Here is a 19011-nt window from a genome sequence, read left to right on the forward strand (position 1 = left end):
GGCTCTGGCTCTGGCTCTGTAATTAGTGTGTTCGCCTCTTGAGGTATGTCTACCTTCTCTAAGGAAATTTCTTCTTCTGCAGCAGCCAGAATTTCCTCAGGTACTGAATCATTCGTTTCGTCTGAGTCTGGCTCCATCAACAAGGCTTCTAAATACTCAAAAACAACCTTTTGCTGCTTTCCGTCATTTGTTTTATCAGACATATATTACCTCTGCTGCTCAACGAGAGTGCGCAGCAAGCGCGCATACGCCAGTACACCACGGCTACTAGAATCTAGTTGCGATGGTACAACACCTTTCATACTGGCATTACGAAATTTTGTATCAATAGGAACGACTGCACTGGCCAGCTCATCTGGATAGCGCTTATGTAGCTCACGTAAACAGCCTACCGATGCCTGTGTACGGCGATCATAAAAAGTTGGAATGATCGTGTAAGCTAACTTTTTCTTACGCGCGCGATTAATCATACTAATGGTTCTGATCATACGCTCCAGACCTTTTAAGGCCAGAAATTCTGTTTGTGCCGGAATTATAAGGTGATTACACGCCGCCAGTGCATTCACCATCAATACACCCAAAACGGGTGGGCTATCAATCAAAACATAGTCATAAACGGTTTTTTGGTGGCGCAAAGCACGCGCAACTTGCAGCCCCATGCCTTCGTGTTCTACCGCACGACGCTCTAAAGTCGCTAACGCCGTAGAAGCCGGTAAGATTTGGATTTTATCCACATTGGTGTCGCGGATTAATGAAGCCACTTGTTTTTCGGTAACTTCGCCACTGTGCGCAAATAAATCATAAACACTGTGCTCTAAGTCATCAGGCTCGTATCCGAAATAACTGGTTAGTGATCCATGCGGGTCTAGATCGACCAATAAAACGCGATATCCAACCTCGGCCAACAATCCTGCTAAGGAAACGACCGTGGTCGTTTTACCGACACCACCTTTCTGGTTTGCAATTGCCCATACTTGCATACGGTTATCCCAAAAAAAACGATAGACTTTTTTATTAACTCACTGATTTATATCAGCAGTATAGATGAATAGTATCGGCCGCGATGTCTTTTTTATGATGATCTATTCTTAAAAAGTAGCTAACAGTCAATAAGTTCGTTAGAAAGCTGCTTATCGTCGACCTGCGCGGCTCAACAATCCACCAATTGCATTTAGATCTAACACTTCATCAGCCAAACCGGATTTGACAATGGCTTGGGGCATACCATAGATGGTGCAGCTTTCTTTATTTTGCGCCCAAATAGTCGCCCCCGCCTTTTTAAGCAGGCGAGCGCCATCAGCCCCGTCGGCTCCCATACCCGTTAGAATAATAGCATGCACTCGATTACCCAGCGCTTTAGCTGCTGACGCATAGGTTATGTCAACACTAGGGCGATACGTCACTCGCTCATCACTCTCTAATACACGTACTCGATCTGGACGACGTGGATCAACCACTAACTGATGGCCACCCGGTGCAAGATAAGCGGTACCTGGCCGCAAATTATCGCCGTCTTCCGCTTCTTTCACCGTAATTGAACACTGCTGGTTAAGACGAGCGGCAAAAACATTAGTAAATGCTTTAGGCATGTGCTGAACGAGAATGATTGGGTAGGGAAATTGAGCCGGTAATTCGCTTAGTATCTTTTGCAATGCCGCTGGGCCGCCAGTTGAGGCTCCAATGACGACCAACCGACATTGGCTAGGGAATGCGGCTGTATTTCCTGCGGCCTGACGAACCGCCAGTGCTGCACGCGTCTGCTGACCAGAACCTGCGGCTCCACTGTGGTTTGCGCTCTGTAATACACTACGATCGTCTTTGCGATTATCCGCATTCATCATTGCACCTTTGGCAGTGATCGCTCGCTGAGCAGATATACCGTCATTAACAGAAGGGCCACCTATCCGCCCATGCGTAGGTGAAGATGTAGGTGTAGGCCTACGCGACAGGGAAAGTCGCGACATAGATTGATCCGAACTGGTTTGCTCAAATCGCCGACGGCGACCTAACTTAACCAACCGCTCAGTAAACTCATTGTGAACTAAGTTAGAAGTGGAGGTCCAGTTACGGATATCCTTTGTTAAAAAATCAGAGGCACCTGCCTCTAGTGCCTTCAGTGTAATGTTAGCACCCTGACGAGTAAGAGAAGACAACATCAAGATAGATGTGGGACTATCGCGCATTATAATCTGGACGGCATCAATACCATTCATGTCTGGCATTTCAACATCCATTGTCACCACATCAGGCTTAAGCTGCTTGCACTTAGCAACGGCTTCTCGACCGTTTGAAGCAGATCCCACCACAATCAAACGATCGTCCTTAGCGACTAGGTCATGAATCCGCTTTCGAAAGAAGCCTGAATCATCAACAATTAAAACCCTGATTGGCTGCATTTAGATTCCCGCCAATACTGAGTTAGGTAGACGCGTAATTTTTAAGCAGATTAGGTATATCAATAATTAATGCGATACGCCCATCGCCCGTTATAGTCGCACCAGACAATCCAGGGGTACCATGCAGTATCGAACCTAGTGGCTTGATTACCACTTCTTCCTGCCCTACTAACTGGTCAACTACAAACCCAACACGCATTGTACCTACCGTTACGATAACCACATGGCCTTGCTCAGGCAGATCAGTAGACTCTTGCCCCTCAACTAGCCAACGCTTCATATGGAATAGCGGTAATGCTTGGTCGCGCACGATAATAACTTGCTGCCCATCAACAACGTTTGTTTTACGCAAATCAAGATTGAAGATTTCATTCACATTGACCAACGGCAAAGCGAATGCTTGATCTTCCAAAATAACCATTAGGGTCGGCATAATCGCCAAGGTCAATGGCACTTGAATAGCTATGCGTGTCCCTTGGTTAATGACAGAGTCTATATTTAACGTGCCGTTAAGCTGGGTAATTTTGGTTTTCACCACGTCCATACCCACGCCTCGGCCTGACACATCAGAGACTTCTGTTTTGGTTGAAAACCCTGCTTGGAAAATCAAGTTGAAACATTCTTGATCAGACAGTCTGTTAGCGGCTTCTTGATCCAGCACACCACGACTAACAGCAATTTTACGCAGTTTTTCGGGGTCCATGCCGGCACCATCATCTTGAATAACTAACAAGATGTGATCGCCTTCCTGCTCCGCTGAGAGCAATACGTGACCTTCACGCGGTTTCCCTACACCTTCACGCACTTCTGGCGCTTCTATACCGTGATCGACGGAGTTACGCACTAAGTGAATCAGCGGATCAGCTAACGCTTCCACCAAGTTTTTATCTAAATCGGTTTCTTCACCTCGCAGCTCAAGACGAATTTCCTTCTTCAAACTACGGGATAGGTCTCGAATCAAGCGCGGGAAGCGGCCAAAGACCTTTTTCACCGGCTGCATACGTGTTTTCATCACTGACATTTGTAAGTCAGCTGTAACCATATCCAGTGTGCCTAAGGCTTTTGCCATTTCTTCATCTTCGCGTGATGCGCCTAAACGCACCAAACGGTTACGCACTAATACCAGCTCACCGACCATGTTCATAATTTTATCAAGTAAGCGCGTATCGACTCGCACATTACTCTCGGGAGGGGGAGCTTTTTGATTGTTTTTCTGCGCTGCAGGAGCCGAAGCCGTACTCACCGGCAAACTTGGTTCGCTTGATTCTGCAGGTTGAGCTGGCGCTTCCTCACTAGGCGCATCACTTTGAGCAAAAGCGCCTTGTCCTTGAGCTTGGAGATCATCCAACAAGCTTTCGAATTCATCATCGGTAATTAAATCAGAACTGGCCGATTCGCTAACTTGAGGGGCGGATGTATCGTTTTCCATACCGGGAGCTCCGTTTTCGCCATGCAGCTCGTTCAACAGAGACTCGAACTCATCTTCAGTAATCAAATCATCACTAACAGGCTGCTCTTGTAGGGGTGCTACATCATTGAGCAGCATATCGAATTCATCATCAGCCGAGCCGGCAGCGGGTTTCGCTACAGGTGCTGGCGTAGCTTTCGGTGCAGCAACCGGAGCGGGTTCAGGTGCAGATTCTATAGGCTGGGAAGGCGCCGCTGGGGCCGCTTTACCGGCCGCATCAGGTACACGCCCCTCACAGTACGCTTGCAAAGCACTCAATAGCGAGGGGGCCGCTGGCGATGGGGACTGGCCAGACCGGACATCATCAAACATGCTGTTGAGCGTATCCAATGACTGCAAAACGACATCCATTAAATCAGATGTGATTTTTACTTCACCATTGCGCAGCAAATCAAACAGGTTTTCTGCTTTGTGGCAACACTCAACCATGGCCTCTAACTGCAAGAAGCCTGCGCCGCCTTTTACGGTATGAAATCCTCGAAATATCGCATTTAGTAAATCTTTGTCGTCCGGGCTTTTCTCAAGATCTACTAATTGCTCTGATAGCAACTCGAGAATTTCTCCCGCCTCAACAAGAAAGTCTTCAAGAATTTCGTTATCTACATCCAAACCCATAGGAAGCTCCTAATCAAAAACCTAAGCTCGATAGCAGATCGTCAACATCGTCTTGACAGGTAGCAACGTCAGGATTTCTTCCTGCTAGTTGTGGACCTTCTGCTGCAATCGGGTCTTTTTTATTGTGAACTTGCTCTTTAGCTAAGGATTCAACACCGCTAATGCTTTCGACTTTAGAGGCCATCTCTACTAAATGAACAAGGCTGGCTTCCAATTGGGTTACCAGCGTTATTACTTTTCTGATCAACTGCCCAGATAGATCCTGCGAGCTCTGGGCAACCAGTATTTCGGTTAATTGTTCTCGCATCTCTGAAACAGTATCGGCTGATTCTTGCTCTAACTGACAGGTTCTATCGTAAACACCCCTTAGGCCTTCGTACTCACCTTCCAGCTGACCTACGAGAGACAAAAGGTTTTTAAATCTGTCAGTTTGATCATCCATCCTAGAAACCAACAATAGAGACTTATCGACTCTATCCATGGTTTCATGAGCCGTTTTTTCTGTTAGTTCAATGACATAATTAAGGCGCTCTGTCGCATCTTCCATGATGGGAATAGAACCACCAGGATCAATGTTACTGAATTGCTCGACATCCACTGAGGCAGAAAAAGACTTGATCGCCTCATGCAAACCTCGCGTTAGGTGGCCTACTTCATTGTAGAAGGCATGATGGCGGAACTCTTGAAGCTCTTGGATAATGTTCATAGCCGAGCTTAAGTCACCCTGCTGAGTGGCCAGCATAAGCTCCTCAGCCTTGGCGCGAAGCCCATCTTCAAAGTTACCCAGACCTATTGAAATATCTGATTCGGACATAGTGCTAACTACCTTTGGTCTGCTTAACCATCAATACGCTGGAAGATTTTTTCGAGTTTTTCTTTCAGCACAGCGGCCGTAAATGGTTTAACAACATAACCATTTACGCCAGCCTGAGCAGCTGCAATTATTTGCTCGCGCTTGGCTTCCGCAGTTACCATCAAGATGGGTATTGATTTTAGGTTAGGATCAGCACGGACTACTTTAACGAGATCGATTCCCGTCATGCCTGGCATGTTCCAATCGGTCACTAGAAATTGAATGCCGCCTTGCTGAAGAATAGGCAGGGCCGTTTTACCGTCGTCTGCTTCAACAACATTGTTGAAACCAAGATCGCGCAGTAAGTTTTTAATAATACGTCTCATTGTAGAGAAATCATCTACTACAAGAATCTTAATGTCTTTTTTCAAGACAACATCCCCCAAATTCAGAAATACACACTAGCAAAAACTAAATGTGACATTAGCCTGACTAAAATCTAGACCAGTTTTCTGGAAAATGGCTACTCAGAGATAAGATTTATTGCCAATCTCTGAGTCGACCACGTAATCGGTGGGCTGCTTGACTGTGAATTTGACTCACGCGGGACTCGCTTACGCCTAAAACTTCACCTATTTCTTTTAAGTTAAGTTCTTCGTCGTAATAGAGCGCTAAGACCAGTTTTTCTCGCTCCGGCAATGTCGTGATCGCATTAGCCAGGGCGCTTTTGAAAGCATTTTTCTCACCATGGATGCTAGGCCCAAGGTCATCCCCTGTTACTTGCTGTCCTGGTGTATCTTCACCGTCTGAACTAGTGAGCTCTTCAAAACTGAATAACCGGCTTTCCACAGAGTCTTTCAACAGATCATGATACTCAGCCACACTAATATCCATTTCGGCCGCTATTTCAGAATCTGAAGCATCTCTTCCGGTTTCTCCTTCAATTTTTTTGATAGCTTCGTTTATTCGGCGACCATTACGGTGAACAGAACGAGGAGTCCAGTCGCCACGACGTACCTCATCGATAATAGAACCACGTATGCGGATACCCGCATAGGTCTCAAAACTTGCACCCTTGGTGGCATCGTATTTTTTGGCTGCCTCCAGCAAACCAATCATACCTGCCTGTATTAGGTCATCTAACAGTACGCTCGCAGGCATACGCCCCATTAAATGGTGAGCAATACGCTTAACTAACGGCGCATACTGTTGAATTAAATCATTGCTAGAAGCTGTATCTTGCGGGTTGTACATGGAGCCCCTTCCAGACCCGAAAATTAAACACCCTGAACCAATTGTTCAACAAAGAATTCCAAATGGCCTCTCGGCATGCTTTGCACTGGCCAACTGTCAACTCGGGTAGCTAACTGTTTATAGGCCAATGCGGCTTTACTCTTTGGAAACGCTTTAAGTACAGGTACTTGTCGCTGTACTGATTTGCGAACGCTCTCATCATAAGGTATTGAGCCGACGTATTGAAGTGTTACATCAAGGAACCGGTCAGTTACTGTAAGTAACTTGTTAAACATGCTCCTACCTTCGGTATCGGTATATACCATGTTCGCTAAAACTCTAAAGCGCGTCATACGATAATCGCGATTGAGTAGTTTAATCAAGGCATATGCATCAGTAATTGACGTTGGTTCATCGCAAACAACAACAAGCACCTCTTGTGCTGCCCTAACAAAGCTTACCACTGAATCAGATATACCGGCCGCTGTATCAATGATCAACACATCCATTTCATCGGCAACGTCATTAAATGCATAGATCAATTCAGCATGCTCGTGAGCACTTAATGAGGTCATGGCTTGTGTACCAGAACTGGCCGGCACGATCCGAACATTGTCGTTTACGTCTAACATAACATCCGTCAAACGGCACTCACCTGCCAATACATCACTAATGTTACGCTTAGGCCTTAGCCCTAACATGATATCGACATTGGCTAGACCTAAATCAGCATCCATCAGCACAGCTTTACGACCCATCTCGCCCAAGGCTAATGACAAGTTCACTGATACGTTGGTTTTACCAACGCCGCCTTTACCGCCAGTGACGGCGATGACTTTTACAGGGTGGTGACTATTCATGTGCACATCTACTTCAACTTGCGGAAGGAAGGGCGGAACTGCCCGGCGCACTGCGCTGGCGTTCTCGTTCCAGCGCTTTTTGAGCGGTAACAACAGCACGACTAACGAGATCATTGCGCTGTGCAACTTCTATGTCATCGGGTACTTTTTGTCCATCGGTCACATAGGCTATGGGAAGGTTGCGCTCAACAGCCAATGTCAGCGCCTCTCCTAGGCTGCCTGATTCATCCAGCTTACTTAACACGCACCCATTTAAACCAATGCTATGATAGTTATCGTACGCATCGTCTAAAACTTGACGCTGACTTGAGCATGACAAGACCAACAACTTTTTCATCCGTACCGACACGCCCTCAAGCATCGCTTTTTGCGCCAAGCTAGGGCCTTCATGCTGACTCATCCCTGCGGTATCGATTAGCACTAAACGCTTCCCGCGCAACGAAGCGAGTACATCCTCTAGCGTATTCTGTTCATCAACTACCCGCACTGGCACATCCAAAATACGACCAAAGGTCTTTAATTGCTCATGTGCGGCGATACGGTAGCTATCTGTCGTGACCATCGCCAAACCTGAACTACCATGCTGCAATACGTAACGTGCCGCCAGCTTGCCAATAGTGGTTGTTTTGCCCACGCCTGTCGGCCCAACAAAAGCAATCATCCCACCACGTGATATATAGTCTTCACTCATAACAGGCACAGACTCTGTCAGCCGAGACAATGCTGAGCGCCATGCTTTTGATAACTCAAGATTAGGGTCTACTGAGTGGATTAAATGCTCGGTTAATTTTGCACCTAACCCGACACGTTCAAATCGCTTGGCTAGCTTCCCTTCAATGCTATTAGGATTGGAATGATTCGCCACATCACTGCGGCTCTTACGCTCTTCAACCCATACTTTACGGGAAGAAATTTGCATTTGCTGCTCTAAAAGGGCTTTAAGTTGTTTGATCTCATCTTGCATGGACTCAATAGCAACATGATCTCGGGTAGCTGATAAAGCATCAGGCTTAGTCGTTTCTAAACGCTCATCAGCTAGATCGTCATCTGCCATCCAGTCCAGCGTATCGTTAGGTACCCGCCTATTTATTGCCGGCGTTGCATCTGTGCCTTGCTTAGGTTTTAGCGACTCTAGGATCATTTTGAGATCCTCTTCGTCGTCTGGGTCGATCTGACGGTTACGGCTACCATGATCGGCCAACGGCTTAGAACCACCAGCACCTTCCTGGGCTTCAGCAATACGCATACGTGCTCGGCGCAGCTCTTCATCTAGATCAGCGCGAGTTTTAACCGCTTGAACCGCGGCCTGCTCTTCCCGTTCTTTTTTATGGGCTTGCTCACGAGCAAACTCAGCTTGAGCTGCTTCAAACTCATGTTCATGAGCGGCAACTACTTCAACACCACCCGCAACACGGTGATTGGAAACAATGACAGCATCAGGACCGATCTCTTCCCGGGCCCGGCGCATCGCTTGTCTCATATCAGGTGCAAATATTCGTTTAACCTTCATCTCAGTCATCCGTGCTCAGGGTGTCTAATATCATGCTATCGCGCCTGCCCACCAACGGTGGACACAATGGTAATCTTTTTATTCTCTGGTATTTCTTGATAAGAAAGCACATGTATTGTCTGTTCACTATACCTGACAAATTTAGCCATGAGCGGTCTCACCGGTGCAGCAACTAATAAAATCGAAGGCTGTCCCATCATTTCTTGTTTTTGTGCGGCTTCAACCAAAGAGTTTTGTAAACGTTCGGCCATACCCGGCTCCAACGCTAGCCCTTGGTCACTGCCTTGGCTTTGCTGTACCGACCCTAATAACAGCTGCTCTAATTTAGGATCTAACGTTACAACAGGTATTTCTGGTTCTGGACCGTTAATCGTTTGAATGATCAAGCGCGAGACAGCCACACGAACTGATGCCGTCAACGCAACGGGGTCTTGGGTGCGAGTGGCCGCATCAGATAAGGCCTCCGCCACACTGCGGAAATCTTTCAACGGTACATGCTCCATGAGCAAGTTTTGCAACACTTTTAACAACACACTTATAGATAGCTTGGTAGGCACAAGGTCTTCAACCAACTTGGGAGACGTTTTTGCCAGCATATCCAACAATTGCTGTACTTCTTCATGCCCTAGCAGCTCATGAGCGTGATTCTGTAAAATTTGGTTTAAGTGTGTTGCTACCACCGTACTAGCATCTACAACGGTATAACCTAATGTTTGAGCATGCTCCCGCTGCCCTGGCTCAATCCACGTTGCTGCTAAACCAAATGCGGGATCTTTTACTTCAACACCTTTCAACGAACCAAACACTTGTCCCGGATTAATCGCTAAATCACGGTCTGGAAAAATATCAGCTTCGCCTGCCACAACGCCCATCAAAGTGATGCGATAAGCTCCCGGCATCAGATCCAAGTTATCGCGAATGTGAACAGAAGGCACTAAAAAACCTAAATCTTGCGACAGCTTTTTGCGCACGCCTTTTATGCGATTAAGTAGTTGTCCACCCTGTAGCTTATCCACCATTGGGATCAAGCGATAACCTACTTCAAGCCCCACCATATCCACGGGCATGACATCTGACCAGTCCAGATCCTTGGCATCATCAGGCGATTCGGAGGCTTTCGGTTCTGATTTCATCTGCTGTTCGACTTCGGCTTTTACGCGCGCCCGCTCTTTTTGGCGAATCAGGAACCAAGCAGCTCCGCCACAAGCCGCCGCTAATGATAGAAAAGCGACATGCGGCATACCCGGAACCAACCCCATAATCATCATAATAGCGGCCGTTACTATCAAAGCACGAGGCGAACCAAACATCTGGCTAATGATTTGCGTACCCATATCATTAGACGAGTTTTGACGCGTCACCATGATGGCGGCAGCCGTGGAGAGTAAAAGCGAAGGGATTTGAGCGACCAAGCCATCACCAATCGTCAACAGCGAGTAATATTCAACAGCGACATCAAAACTTAAGTCATGCTGGATTAAGCCTATGAGCAAGCCGCCTAAAATATTAATAACCAGAATTAAAATACCTGCGACAGCATCGCCCCGCACAAACTTAGAAGCACCATCCATAGCCCCATAAAAGTCGGCTTCTTGCGTTACGTCCTGACGCCGCTGCTTGGCATCTTCTTGATTAATGAGCCCAGCATTCAAATCAGCATCAATCGCCATCTGCTTACCCGGCATAGCATCCAACGTAAAACGCGCACTCACCTCTGAGATACGCCCTGCACCTTTGGTAACAACGACAAAGTTAATAATGACCAGGATAAGAAAGACAACAATACCTACGACATAGTTACCACCGATAACCACGGAGCCAAAGGCTTCGATTACTTTACCGGCAGCGTCGCCTCCTTCATGGCCATACATGAGTACTACACGTGTCGATGCCACGTTCAGGGCTAGTCGCATTAAAGTAGATAAAAGCAAGATCGTCGGAAAAACTGCAAAATCGAGCGGTCTAAGCGAGTAGACACTAACTAAAAGCACAACGATGGATAATGCAATATTGAATGTGAACAAAACATCCAATAAAAAGGCAGGCATAGGCAGCATGACCATCGCCAAGATGACCAACAAAAACAGCGGTATGCCTAAGTTTCCTTGGCTCAACCCCCGCATATTTTGCATAACTGCTGTTCTATCCAACCCAACCTCTCGTCAAAAAAATGACACAACAAACACAATAACGTCAAAAAAACATCATAAATACTGAAATTTGCTATTTATCAACAAATAGCTGACATCAACCCAGAATAATTGCAATTTTTGTGCCGTTAATACAACGCAATAGCGTCAATATTAGAACAGTTTGCGGATTACGCGAATGTAAAACAGATAGCGATGGGTCGGCGTTACGTAGAGGGAGTTTCTGTACGCAACTCAGGAGGGATAATGAGCTCACGATCAGCAGGACGTACAGGTTTTTCCCCCTCACGCTTTTGGTAGCGCTTGAGCTGGAAGACATAAGCCAATACTTGCGCGACAGCTTTATACAAGCCAGCTGGTATTTCCTGATCCAGTTCTGTATTGAAATAAATAGCTCGCGCCAACGCTGGGGACTCAAGAATAGGTACTTGATATTCATTACCGATTTCTCGGATTTTTAACGCGACAAAATCAGCGCCTTTTGCAACAACAACCGGAGCATTTCGATGATCCGCCATGTATTTAAGCGCTACAGAAAAATGTGTCGGGTTGGTAATAATCACATCCGCTTCGGGAACTTCCTTCATCATCTGACGCTGAGCAATCTCTCGCTGCATCTGACGAATCCGCCCCTTGACCTCTGGCTTACCTTCCGTATTTTTCATTTCATCTTTGACCTCTTGCAAGGTCATTTTTAGCTTTTTACTGTAATCATGTAACTGAAAAGGAACATCAATTGCTGAGATGATAATCAGGCTAGCGCTCATAATTAGAAAAGCCCAAGCCACCATATCAGTCGCGTGCAATATGGCGGTTCGTATATTTTGCGCACCTAAGCCGTACAGTTCCGGTTGCAGCGTCATTAGCACAAATACAGCAAAGGCCATGACGACCAAGAACTTACCAATTGCCTTAATCAGCTCAACTAATGCTTTAACTGAAAACATCCGCTTAATCCCCGCGCCCGGATTAAGCCGACTCAGCTTAGGCTGAATAGATTGCCCACTAAAATTCCAGCCACCTAATGCAATGGGAGCGAGCAATGCCGCAGCCAGCACAAAGGCCATAAACCCAGCAACCGAAATAGCACCCTCATAAACCGAGGCCGCCAGTTGAATAATCATCATTTGGGGATCAAAAGCCTGCTCGCGGCTAAGCTCAAAGCCTGACATCATCATGCCCGCAATGTGACTAGCGGTGTAGCTACCAAACATCAACATAGCGGCCGCCGCTGCCATAAGCAAAGCGGTAGAGTTCAGTTCTCGCGATCGCGGAATGTCGCCTTTTTCGCGTGCATCCCGCAATCGCTTGGGGGTGGGCTCTTCGGTTTTTTCCTGACCTGTCTCTTCTGCCACGTTATTGCTCCAAGAGGCTCTGAATAACCGCTAACGCATGGTCAGCAATCACTTCAAACTGCCCCAAAAACCCTGACAAGCTCATCCACGTAATGACAAGCCCAAGCGTCATGGTTAATGGAAAACCAATTGCAAAAATATTTAGCTGCGGTGCTGCTTTTGTCATTATGCCAAACGCTAAATTAATAACCAGCAACGAGGTCACCGCAGGTAAAGACATCAACAAAGCACCAGAGAATAGCCAAGTGCCTGCGGTGGCGATATCCATTAAGCGCAGAGAACTAAAATTTAACACCGCCGCAGGCAGTATTTCAAAGCTCGTCGCGATCACATTAAATATAATGAGATGCCCATCCATTGCCAAAAAAAGCAACGTTACCAGCATAAGGTAAAACTGCCCAAGCACCACCACGGACACACCATTCGCGGGATCTGTCATAGACGCGAAGCCCAAACCCATTTGGTTAGCAATCAGCTGCCCGCCTACAGCGAATACTTGGAAAAAAATATGCAAGGAAAAACCTAACGCCGACCCAACCAGTACCTGCTGTGCAATCAATAAATAGGTATCGATAGAGAGGCCATTTAATACGGGCGGCTGCGGTAGTACTGGGACTAAAACGGCCGTCATTACAATGGCCAACCCTAAACGCACACGCATAGGCACTAGCTGGGTACCTATCATAGGCATAGCCATTAAGAATGAAGCAATACGAAAAAAAGGGATAAAGAAGGCTGATACCCAGTTTTCAATGTCCAGCTGGGCCAAGTCGATCATGGTGAACCAATAAGAACCGGTATCATGGCAAATATTTGATTAAACTGATCACTCAAACGCGTCACAATCCAAGGCCCCATAGCCATAACGATCATTAAAATCACTAACAAACGCGGTAAGAAACTCAGCGTTTGTTCGTTGATTTGTGTCGCTGCCTGAAAAACAGCAATAGCCAAACCCACCAACAAACTGGGCAGCACAATCACACACACCAACTCAACGACAAGCCAGAGCGCTTCGCCAAAAAGGTCTAATGTCAGTTGTGGTGTCATTTATCCTCACTCACAAGCCAAAACTTGCTACCAGCGACCCAACAATCATTACCCAACCATCTACCATAACAAATAACATAATTTTAAACGGTAATGAAATAATCACAGGTGACAACATCATCATACCCATAGCCATTAATACACTGGCCACAACCAAGTCAATCACCAAAAAAGGAATGAAGATCATAAAGCCAATTTGAAACGCCGTTTTCAACTCACTGGTTACAAATGCAGGGACTAAAACCGTGAATGGTATATCTTCAGGCGTATTAACATCTGGCGTACCCGAGATACGCAAAAACAAGTTGAGGTCATTCTCTCGGGTTTGGTGCATCATAAATTCCCTGAATGGCTGACTAGCCGCTTGCACCGCCCCAAATGGGTCTAATTCTTCATTTAAATAAGGTTGAACAGCAACTTGATTAACCTCATTGAGCACAGGCGTCATAATAAATAAGGTTAAAAACAGCGCCAGACCAATCATCACCTGGTTGGAAGGCGTTTGCTGAAGGCCCAGAGCTTGCCGCAAAATAGAGAAAACAATAACAATCCGTGTAAAAGACGTCATCATTAACAAGATAGCCGGCAGGAATGTCAGCATCGTCATTAATGCGAGGATTTGAATGGTTACGCTATAATTCTGATTTCCATCAGCATCAGTCGTTAATGTAACCGCCGGAATCCCGACATCAGCAGACCATGCCATTGCAGGCCATAATGACAAAAGCACAAGCAGCCAGCGCATTAGCGATCTATCCCTGTTGTTGTGGGTACGGGTTCAGGTGATGCGGAGCTTTTAGGTTGATCCGAGGAACTTCCTTTTTTTTGCTGCATAGCAAGCGAAGCTTTAAGCTGAGAAGCAAACTCACCGCCTTGAGGCGCCGTGATGATAGGTTCATCGTAACTTTCTAACAATGATACTCGACCAGGCGAAACGCCTAACAACACTTGCCGCCCACCTACTTCGATTAGCACCGCGCGCTCTCGCGTTCCCAGCGCCAAACTAGAAACAACTTTCATCTGCTGATGAGTATTATGTAACCGTGTGACCCGCTTAAGCACCCACGCAAGCGCCAAGATGAGTACTATAACTAAGCCCAGCCCAACAACTACCTGTAGTACGGCAGAAGTAAGATCAATTTCAGCAGGTGTATTCGAGGAAGGAGGAGGTGCAGCGTTGGCTAACCCAGACATCCATGCTACTACCGCCATTACAGAGAACAAAACTCTCATTATTTTAAACGCTTAATCCGTTCTTGCGGGCTAATGACATCGGTTAGCCTAATCCCGTACCGCTCATTAACCACCACCACTTCACCATGAGCGATTAGCGTTCCATTCACCATGACATCTAAAGGCTCACCAGCGACTCGGTCTAATTCAACCACCGAGCCTTGGCTCAGTTGCAGTAAATTTCTAATGGATATTTCTGTGCTACCCACTTCCATTGATAAGCTGACTGGGATGTCCATTATGACATCTAGCTTAGGATCATGGCCGGGGCTGCTATCATCACTTAACTCATCAAACGCAACCGCACTCACCGCATCATCAGCACCACTGGCATCAGCGGTTTGCTCTTCCATTGCGGCGGCCCACTCATCAGCCATCGCTTGCTGATCAACGTCCATTTCTGTGTTTTCGTTTTCGTCACTCATACAGCGTCTGCTCTACAGCTAAAATCAATCCGTCAGTTTGATTTTATCGATTATTTTTACAGCCAGATTGCCACGGGATGTACCCATCTTACAATGAAAGATAGGCACTGCATTGGCTTTAAGCTCAAGATTTTCAGGGATTTCAATCGGTATTATATCCCCGGCTTGTAGCTCCATCACATCGCGCAGGGTAATTTCACGCTCCGCTACCGTAACACTGACCTTCATATCAGCCAACGCAATGTCACGGCGGAAAGCATCAATCCAACGGTCATCTTTTTCATCTTCTGCCGGCTGGAAGCCAGATACAAGCAGATCCCGAATCGGTTCGAGCATCGAGTAAGGCAAAGTTACATGAAACTCACCGGTTCCCCCTTCCAAATCGACATGGAAGGTACTTACCACAACGACTTCAGAAGGACTGACTGCATTGGCCATTGCGGGGTTCATCTCATGACCAACCCGGGTGAAGTGCAGCGGGTAAACAGAACGCCACGCCTCATCTAAGTCTTTAAAGAGCAACTCAATAGCTTTGTAAACCAGCCTGGTTTCAGTGTGAGTAAACTCGCGCCCCTCGATCTTAGCGTGACGCCCATCACCACCAAAAAAGTTATCCACCATTTTATAGACCAGCTTGGCGTCCATAATCACCAAGCCTGTGCCTCGCAACGGCGGCGCCTTAACAATGTTTACACTGGTGGGTACATACAATGTGTTGATGTAGTCACTGTACTTCATGACTTGCACGCCGCCCACCGCCACATCGGCACCGCGTCGCAATAAAGTAAATAAACTAGCACGAGCCAAACGCGCAAAACGCTCATTAATCATTTCAAGCGTAGGCATACGGCCACGAACAATACGCTCGTGGCTGGCCAAATCATAGGGGCGAACTTCACCGTCGCCATAATCTACTTCTTCTTCCGCTTCCCCTGCATCGGAGTCATCTGTACCGTGAAGAAGTGCATCTATTTCATCTTGTGATAAGAGGTCTTTTACCGACATGGAGAGATTTGATCCCGTTAACGACCGACTCGACTAATACTTAGCCCGTAACTAAATTACTACTGCATCACAAAGTTAGTAAACAGGATTTTTTCAACACCTGGCTTACCAATCTTTTCTTGTAGAATGCCTTGTACTAACTCTGTTGAGGCCTGTTGCAACTTTTCTTTTCCTTCAATAGACATCAGTTCATCAAAGTCTTGCGTTGCAAATAAATTATTTAAACGCGCAACAATCAATGGCATGTGAAGGGTTAGCGCATCAGCCACATCTTGGTCTCGACTCTTAGCTTCAACAAACGCTTGTAAATAATGGCGTTTTCCATCGGCTGATTGCAAAGTTGCCACAAATGAAGGCTTACCTTCAAGTGTACGGATTTTACTGTAGATTGCTTCTTTTTTTATCGATTCTACTTCAACAACAACTTCTTCTTTCCCTCCCAGCAAAAAGAATGCTGCGCCACCAGCGGCGGCTGCACCTAAGAGAACACCGATAATAATGAAGATTATGAGTTTCTTTTTAGATTTACCGCCTTCTTCAGCTGCTGCTTGTTCTTCAGCCATACCGTATCACCCTTTACTCTAAATTATTACTATTCATAGCCGCCAAACACGGCTACAAAAAGCCACCAAAATTCAGCTCGTTATAAATATAACACACCGCTAGAATTTCGTAGGCTCAGGCATAATAATCGACCAAAGAAAGTGAAGTTTTGTTTTCATTTTCAGACACTTCCGCGCCTTCTTCACGAGAAGCATCATAACGACCATCTCTGCTCGCTACTCCTGTTTGCTCATCCCTATCTCGATCGGAAGAGGAAGCACCTTGGTCATTGACCGATGATTCACCTAAGCTCAACCCCTGTTCTTCGAGCATTTCTTTTAAACGCGGCATACTTTGCTCTACAGAATCCCTTACCGAGGCATGTGGCGACGAAAAGCTTACGCTGACTTGGTCATGCGTAATATGCAACTTAACCTGCAAACTCCCTAACTCTGGCGGGTCTAGCTGTAAGGTCGCGGTTTGCACACCTTGTTTACTTGCCCAAACTACTCGCTCAGACATCGCCTCAGACCAACCGGGTTGGCCTGGATTCATCCCCGCCGGCATATTCATTTGCACTGGGGTTGAGGTCCGGTTCAACGCTGACGCCGCCTGAGTTAAACCACTCAAGCTCGTTTCAGCTCGATCTCTTATGGACGCATTAGATGCCGATTCGTCATTCAACGCCGCATTTCTGCGGCTCACATCAGCAATATCCTGATCACGCATACTCTGATCTAACTTAGAAGCTACCGCGACATCAGCTGGAGCCGCTTGGGCATTTGAATTAATGGGGGTCTGCACAGCACCGGACGCATTAGACGCGAGCGCCGCTCCACCTCCTAAATTGTTGGTGCTGTTCTGGGATCCGGAATCTTGATAAGAACCTCCCTGCGCAACCGTCGCGTTCATTGATACACCGTTTTGATCAGCTTTAGTCGCTTGGTTAGCCCGATTTGCTGCGACGAGTGCCGCTGCAATTTCTGGCTCAGATAGCTCAGATACAAGACCATCTGTCGCTGACGTTGCCGACAAAGGTTCCAAAGTCGCATCAACCAAGTCTGCGGATGCAGAGAGGTTACGTTCATTTTCAGACATCGACGACGCATTAACCGACAGAACATCGTCGCTCGGTATCGCTTCACCATTTTGTTGCCCAGCCGATGGATCTGAAACCTTCCCCAAAGTCAGGTCATACCATTCCTGTTGCCCGGCCTCTTCTTGCAAAGCAGAGAATTGACTCAAGGACGCTTGAGATACTGTTTGCTGTGCGGCTAGCGGTTGGGAATTTAGCGTCTCACTAGTTGTTTCGCCCCCCTGCAAGCGGTTCACCACCTGCTCGATCAAACCAACCACATCGCGAGGAGTTTCAAGCGACGTATTATTAAACGCCAGTGCCAAAGCGGTTGTTGAATCGGCTTCTCCATCTTGGACGTCAGCCTTTTCACCCGTGATCTTCTCTATATCATCTAACAAGTTTTTCAACTTGGTGATTAACTGCTCACTCATCCTTGTATCAAACACATGAGTGGATACAGAGCCCTCCGTCTCCCCCCCTTCAGCGGTTAATTGATTAAACTCATCAGTTGCCGGCTCTGCAGACACATTCACAGTTTGCACTGGCTCCGATGAGTTATCTGCCGAAACCGCATCCAGCAACACATCTTGCGACACAGGAGTGCTTTCGTATTCATTAACTATTGTTGTTTCGGGATATGCACCGGAAGCACCAGCCTCAAGCGTTGCCGGGAGTGCCTGCTCGTCTAAGGAGGCTAACATCGAGCGTAAGGTATCTAGCGTATCACTCAGTTTTTGACTCAACTCATCAAAAACGCCTGTGAGACTGCCAGCCCCCGAAGAAGCTCCGTTCTCAACATTCGCCATTAATGCAAGTAACGAGGCGGCGCCCGACGGCATCATGTCTGCCATACCTAAATCGCCAGTACTCACCTGATTACTATTAGCGCCCAACATCGTTTGCCAACCGGTCAAAGACTGAGTAAGAGCGGCAAGCTGGTCCGACAAACTTCCCCCATCAAGCGGCAAGGCATTACCGCCTGCCTCTAGGCGTGATACCAAAGCGGCAAGGCTACTGGCATTATCGAGACCAGACGAATCACCCGACGAGAATGTCCCAGAGGCAACCAGCTTAGCATTGACAGAATATTCAGACATAAGCGATGAAAAACCAGAAAATCCTGATATATCAGCACCTTGAGAAGAACCACCCATTGATAACAACCCGCTAAAGGTTGAGGATGTTTTTGTATTAGAGGTCCCCGCCAACTGCATCAAGAGCGAAGTTTGTGAGAGTTGAGTCGCCATAAACATAATACCTTTTTCATAGATATTAAGCTTATTAGCAAAGAACAGGC

General features: G+C 46.8%; 19 protein-coding genes. All 19 read right to left on the minus strand.

Translation table 11 applies throughout. The features are described from left to right. On the minus strand, positions 1-203 hold a 203-nt coding region (locus OW491_RS11775; protein ID WP_290036155.1), incomplete at its 3' end, for a hypothetical protein. Positions 204-206: 3 nt separating this feature from the next. Then, positions 207-980 (minus strand): ParA family protein, encoded by a 774-nt coding sequence (locus OW491_RS11780; RefSeq protein ID WP_075171289.1) that lies wholly within the window; start codon positions 978-980, stop codon positions 207-209. Between the two features lie 150 nt (positions 981-1130). Further along, a complete protein-coding gene (locus OW491_RS11785) occupies positions 1131-2396 on the minus strand; it encodes a chemotaxis response regulator protein-glutamate methylesterase (RefSeq protein ID WP_290036157.1) in 1266 nt (421 codons plus the stop codon). Between the two features lie 22 nt (positions 2397-2418). Next, positions 2419-4479, minus strand: a complete 2061-nt coding sequence (locus OW491_RS11790; RefSeq protein WP_290036158.1) for a chemotaxis protein CheA — start codon at positions 4477-4479, stop codon at positions 2419-2421. Positions 4480-4492: 13 nt separating this feature from the next. Then, complete coding sequence (locus tag OW491_RS11795; RefSeq protein WP_075171286.1) at positions 4493-5293, minus strand: protein phosphatase CheZ; 801 nt, start codon at positions 5291-5293, stop codon at positions 4493-4495. Positions 5294-5316: 23 nt separating this feature from the next. Beyond that, positions 5317-5703: a chemotaxis response regulator CheY gene (cheY, locus tag OW491_RS11800; RefSeq protein ID WP_075171285.1), complete on the minus strand. Its 387-nt coding sequence runs from the start codon at positions 5701-5703 to the stop codon at positions 5317-5319. Between the two features lie 109 nt (positions 5704-5812). Beyond that, complete coding sequence (locus OW491_RS11805) at positions 5813-6526, minus strand: RNA polymerase sigma factor FliA (protein WP_075171284.1); 714 nt, start codon at positions 6524-6526, stop codon at positions 5813-5815. Positions 6527-6549: 23 nt separating this feature from the next. Then, on the minus strand, positions 6550-7365 hold the full coding sequence (locus OW491_RS11810; RefSeq protein WP_075178639.1) for a MinD/ParA family protein: 816 nt from the start codon (positions 7363-7365) through the stop codon (positions 6550-6552). Positions 7366-7378: 13 nt separating this feature from the next. Beyond that, positions 7379-8875 carry a flagellar biosynthesis protein FlhF gene (gene flhF / locus OW491_RS11815; protein WP_075171282.1) on the minus strand — a complete coding sequence of 499 codons (1497 nt, stop codon included), beginning with the start codon at positions 8873-8875 and terminating at the stop codon, positions 7379-7381. A gap of 35 nt (positions 8876-8910) precedes the next feature. Next, a complete protein-coding gene (gene flhA, locus OW491_RS11820; RefSeq protein WP_283159782.1) occupies positions 8911-11007 on the minus strand; it encodes a flagellar biosynthesis protein FlhA in 2097 nt (698 codons plus the stop codon). A gap of 224 nt (positions 11008-11231) precedes the next feature. After that, positions 11232-12380, minus strand: a complete 1149-nt coding sequence (gene flhB, locus OW491_RS11825) for a flagellar biosynthesis protein FlhB (protein ID WP_290036160.1) — start codon at positions 12378-12380, stop codon at positions 11232-11234. Position 12381: 1 nt separating this feature from the next. Continuing rightward, positions 12382-13158: a flagellar biosynthetic protein FliR gene (gene fliR, locus OW491_RS11830; protein WP_290036162.1), complete on the minus strand. Its 777-nt coding sequence runs from the start codon at positions 13156-13158 to the stop codon at positions 12382-12384. Beyond that, positions 13155-13430 (minus strand): flagellar biosynthesis protein FliQ, encoded by a 276-nt coding sequence (gene fliQ, locus OW491_RS11835; protein WP_075171278.1) that lies wholly within the window; start codon positions 13428-13430, stop codon positions 13155-13157. Before fliQ ends, fliR begins: the two co-directional genes overlap by 4 nt. A 10-nt stretch (positions 13431-13440) precedes the next feature. Then, complete coding sequence (gene fliP, locus OW491_RS11840; RefSeq protein WP_075178636.1) at positions 13441-14175, minus strand: flagellar type III secretion system pore protein FliP; 735 nt, start codon at positions 14173-14175, stop codon at positions 13441-13443. Beyond that, positions 14175-14663 (minus strand): flagellar biosynthetic protein FliO, encoded by a 489-nt coding sequence (fliO, locus tag OW491_RS11845; protein ID WP_290036165.1) that lies wholly within the window; start codon positions 14661-14663, stop codon positions 14175-14177. Before fliO ends, fliP begins: the two co-directional genes overlap by 1 nt. Beyond that, positions 14663-15088 (minus strand): flagellar motor switch protein FliN, encoded by a 426-nt coding sequence (fliN, locus tag OW491_RS11850; RefSeq protein WP_075171275.1) that lies wholly within the window; start codon positions 15086-15088, stop codon positions 14663-14665. Before fliN ends, fliO begins: the two co-directional genes overlap by 1 nt. Positions 15089-15112: 24 nt before the next feature. Further along, positions 15113-16093 (minus strand): flagellar motor switch protein FliM, encoded by a 981-nt coding sequence (gene fliM, locus OW491_RS11855; protein ID WP_075171274.1) that lies wholly within the window; start codon positions 16091-16093, stop codon positions 15113-15115. Between the two features lie 59 nt (positions 16094-16152). Then, a complete protein-coding gene (locus OW491_RS11860) occupies positions 16153-16656 on the minus strand; it encodes a flagellar basal body-associated FliL family protein (protein WP_075171273.1) in 504 nt (167 codons plus the stop codon). Positions 16657-16771: 115 nt separating this feature from the next. Then, entirely contained in the window at positions 16772-18961 is a 2190-nt protein-coding gene (locus tag OW491_RS11865; protein ID WP_290036169.1) for a flagellar hook-length control protein FliK, read from the minus strand. Between the last annotated feature and the right edge of the window lie 50 nt (positions 18962-19011).

It is taken from the genome of Neptunomonas sp. CHC150 (assembly GCF_030397555.1).
Lineage (GTDB): Bacteria > Pseudomonadota > Gammaproteobacteria > Pseudomonadales > Balneatricaceae > Neptunomonas > Neptunomonas phycophila.

Excerpts from the sequence above, each read along its gene's own strand:
- OW491_RS11780 (WP_075171289.1), bottom strand. The coding sequence starts at position 980 with ATGCAAGTATGGGCAATTGCAAACCAGAAAGGTGGTGTCGGTAAAACG.
- OW491_RS11785 (WP_290036157.1), bottom strand. The coding sequence starts at position 2,396 with ATGCAGCCAATCAGGGTTTTAATTGTTGATGATTCAGGCTTCTTTCGA.
- OW491_RS11790 (WP_290036158.1), bottom strand. The coding sequence starts at position 4,479 with ATGGGTTTGGATGTAGATAACGAAATTCTTGAAGACTTTCTTGTTGAG.
- OW491_RS11795 (WP_075171286.1), bottom strand. The coding sequence starts at position 5,293 with ATGTCCGAATCAGATATTTCAATAGGTCTGGGTAACTTTGAAGATGGG.
- OW491_RS11805 (WP_075171284.1), bottom strand. The coding sequence starts at position 6,526 with ATGTACAACCCGCAAGATACAGCTTCTAGCAATGATTTAATTCAACAG.
- OW491_RS11810 (WP_075178639.1), bottom strand. The coding sequence starts at position 7,365 with ATGAATAGTCACCACCCTGTAAAAGTCATCGCCGTCACTGGCGGTAAA.
- flhF (WP_075171282.1), bottom strand. The coding sequence starts at position 8,875 with ATGAAGGTTAAACGAATATTTGCACCTGATATGAGACAAGCGATGCGC.
- flhA (WP_283159782.1), bottom strand. The coding sequence starts at position 11,007 with ATGCAAAATATGCGGGGGTTGAGCCAAGGAAACTTAGGCATACCGCTG.
- fliR (WP_290036162.1), bottom strand. The coding sequence starts at position 13,158 with ATGATCGACTTGGCCCAGCTGGACATTGAAAACTGGGTATCAGCCTTC.
- fliQ (WP_075171278.1), bottom strand. The coding sequence starts at position 13,430 with ATGACACCACAACTGACATTAGACCTTTTTGGCGAAGCGCTCTGGCTT.
- fliP (WP_075178636.1), bottom strand. The coding sequence starts at position 14,175 with ATGCGCTGGCTGCTTGTGCTTTTGTCATTATGGCCTGCAATGGCATGG.
- fliO (WP_290036165.1), bottom strand. The coding sequence starts at position 14,663 with ATGAGAGTTTTGTTCTCTGTAATGGCGGTAGTAGCATGGATGTCTGGG.
- fliN (WP_075171275.1), bottom strand. The coding sequence starts at position 15,088 with ATGAGTGACGAAAACGAAAACACAGAAATGGACGTTGATCAGCAAGCG.
- fliM (WP_075171274.1), bottom strand. The coding sequence starts at position 16,093 with ATGTCGGTAAAAGACCTCTTATCACAAGATGAAATAGATGCACTTCTT.
- OW491_RS11860 (WP_075171273.1), bottom strand. The coding sequence starts at position 16,656 with ATGGCTGAAGAACAAGCAGCAGCTGAAGAAGGCGGTAAATCTAAAAAG.
- OW491_RS11865 (WP_290036169.1), bottom strand. The coding sequence starts at position 18,961 with ATGGCGACTCAACTCTCACAAACTTCGCTCTTGATGCAGTTGGCGGGG.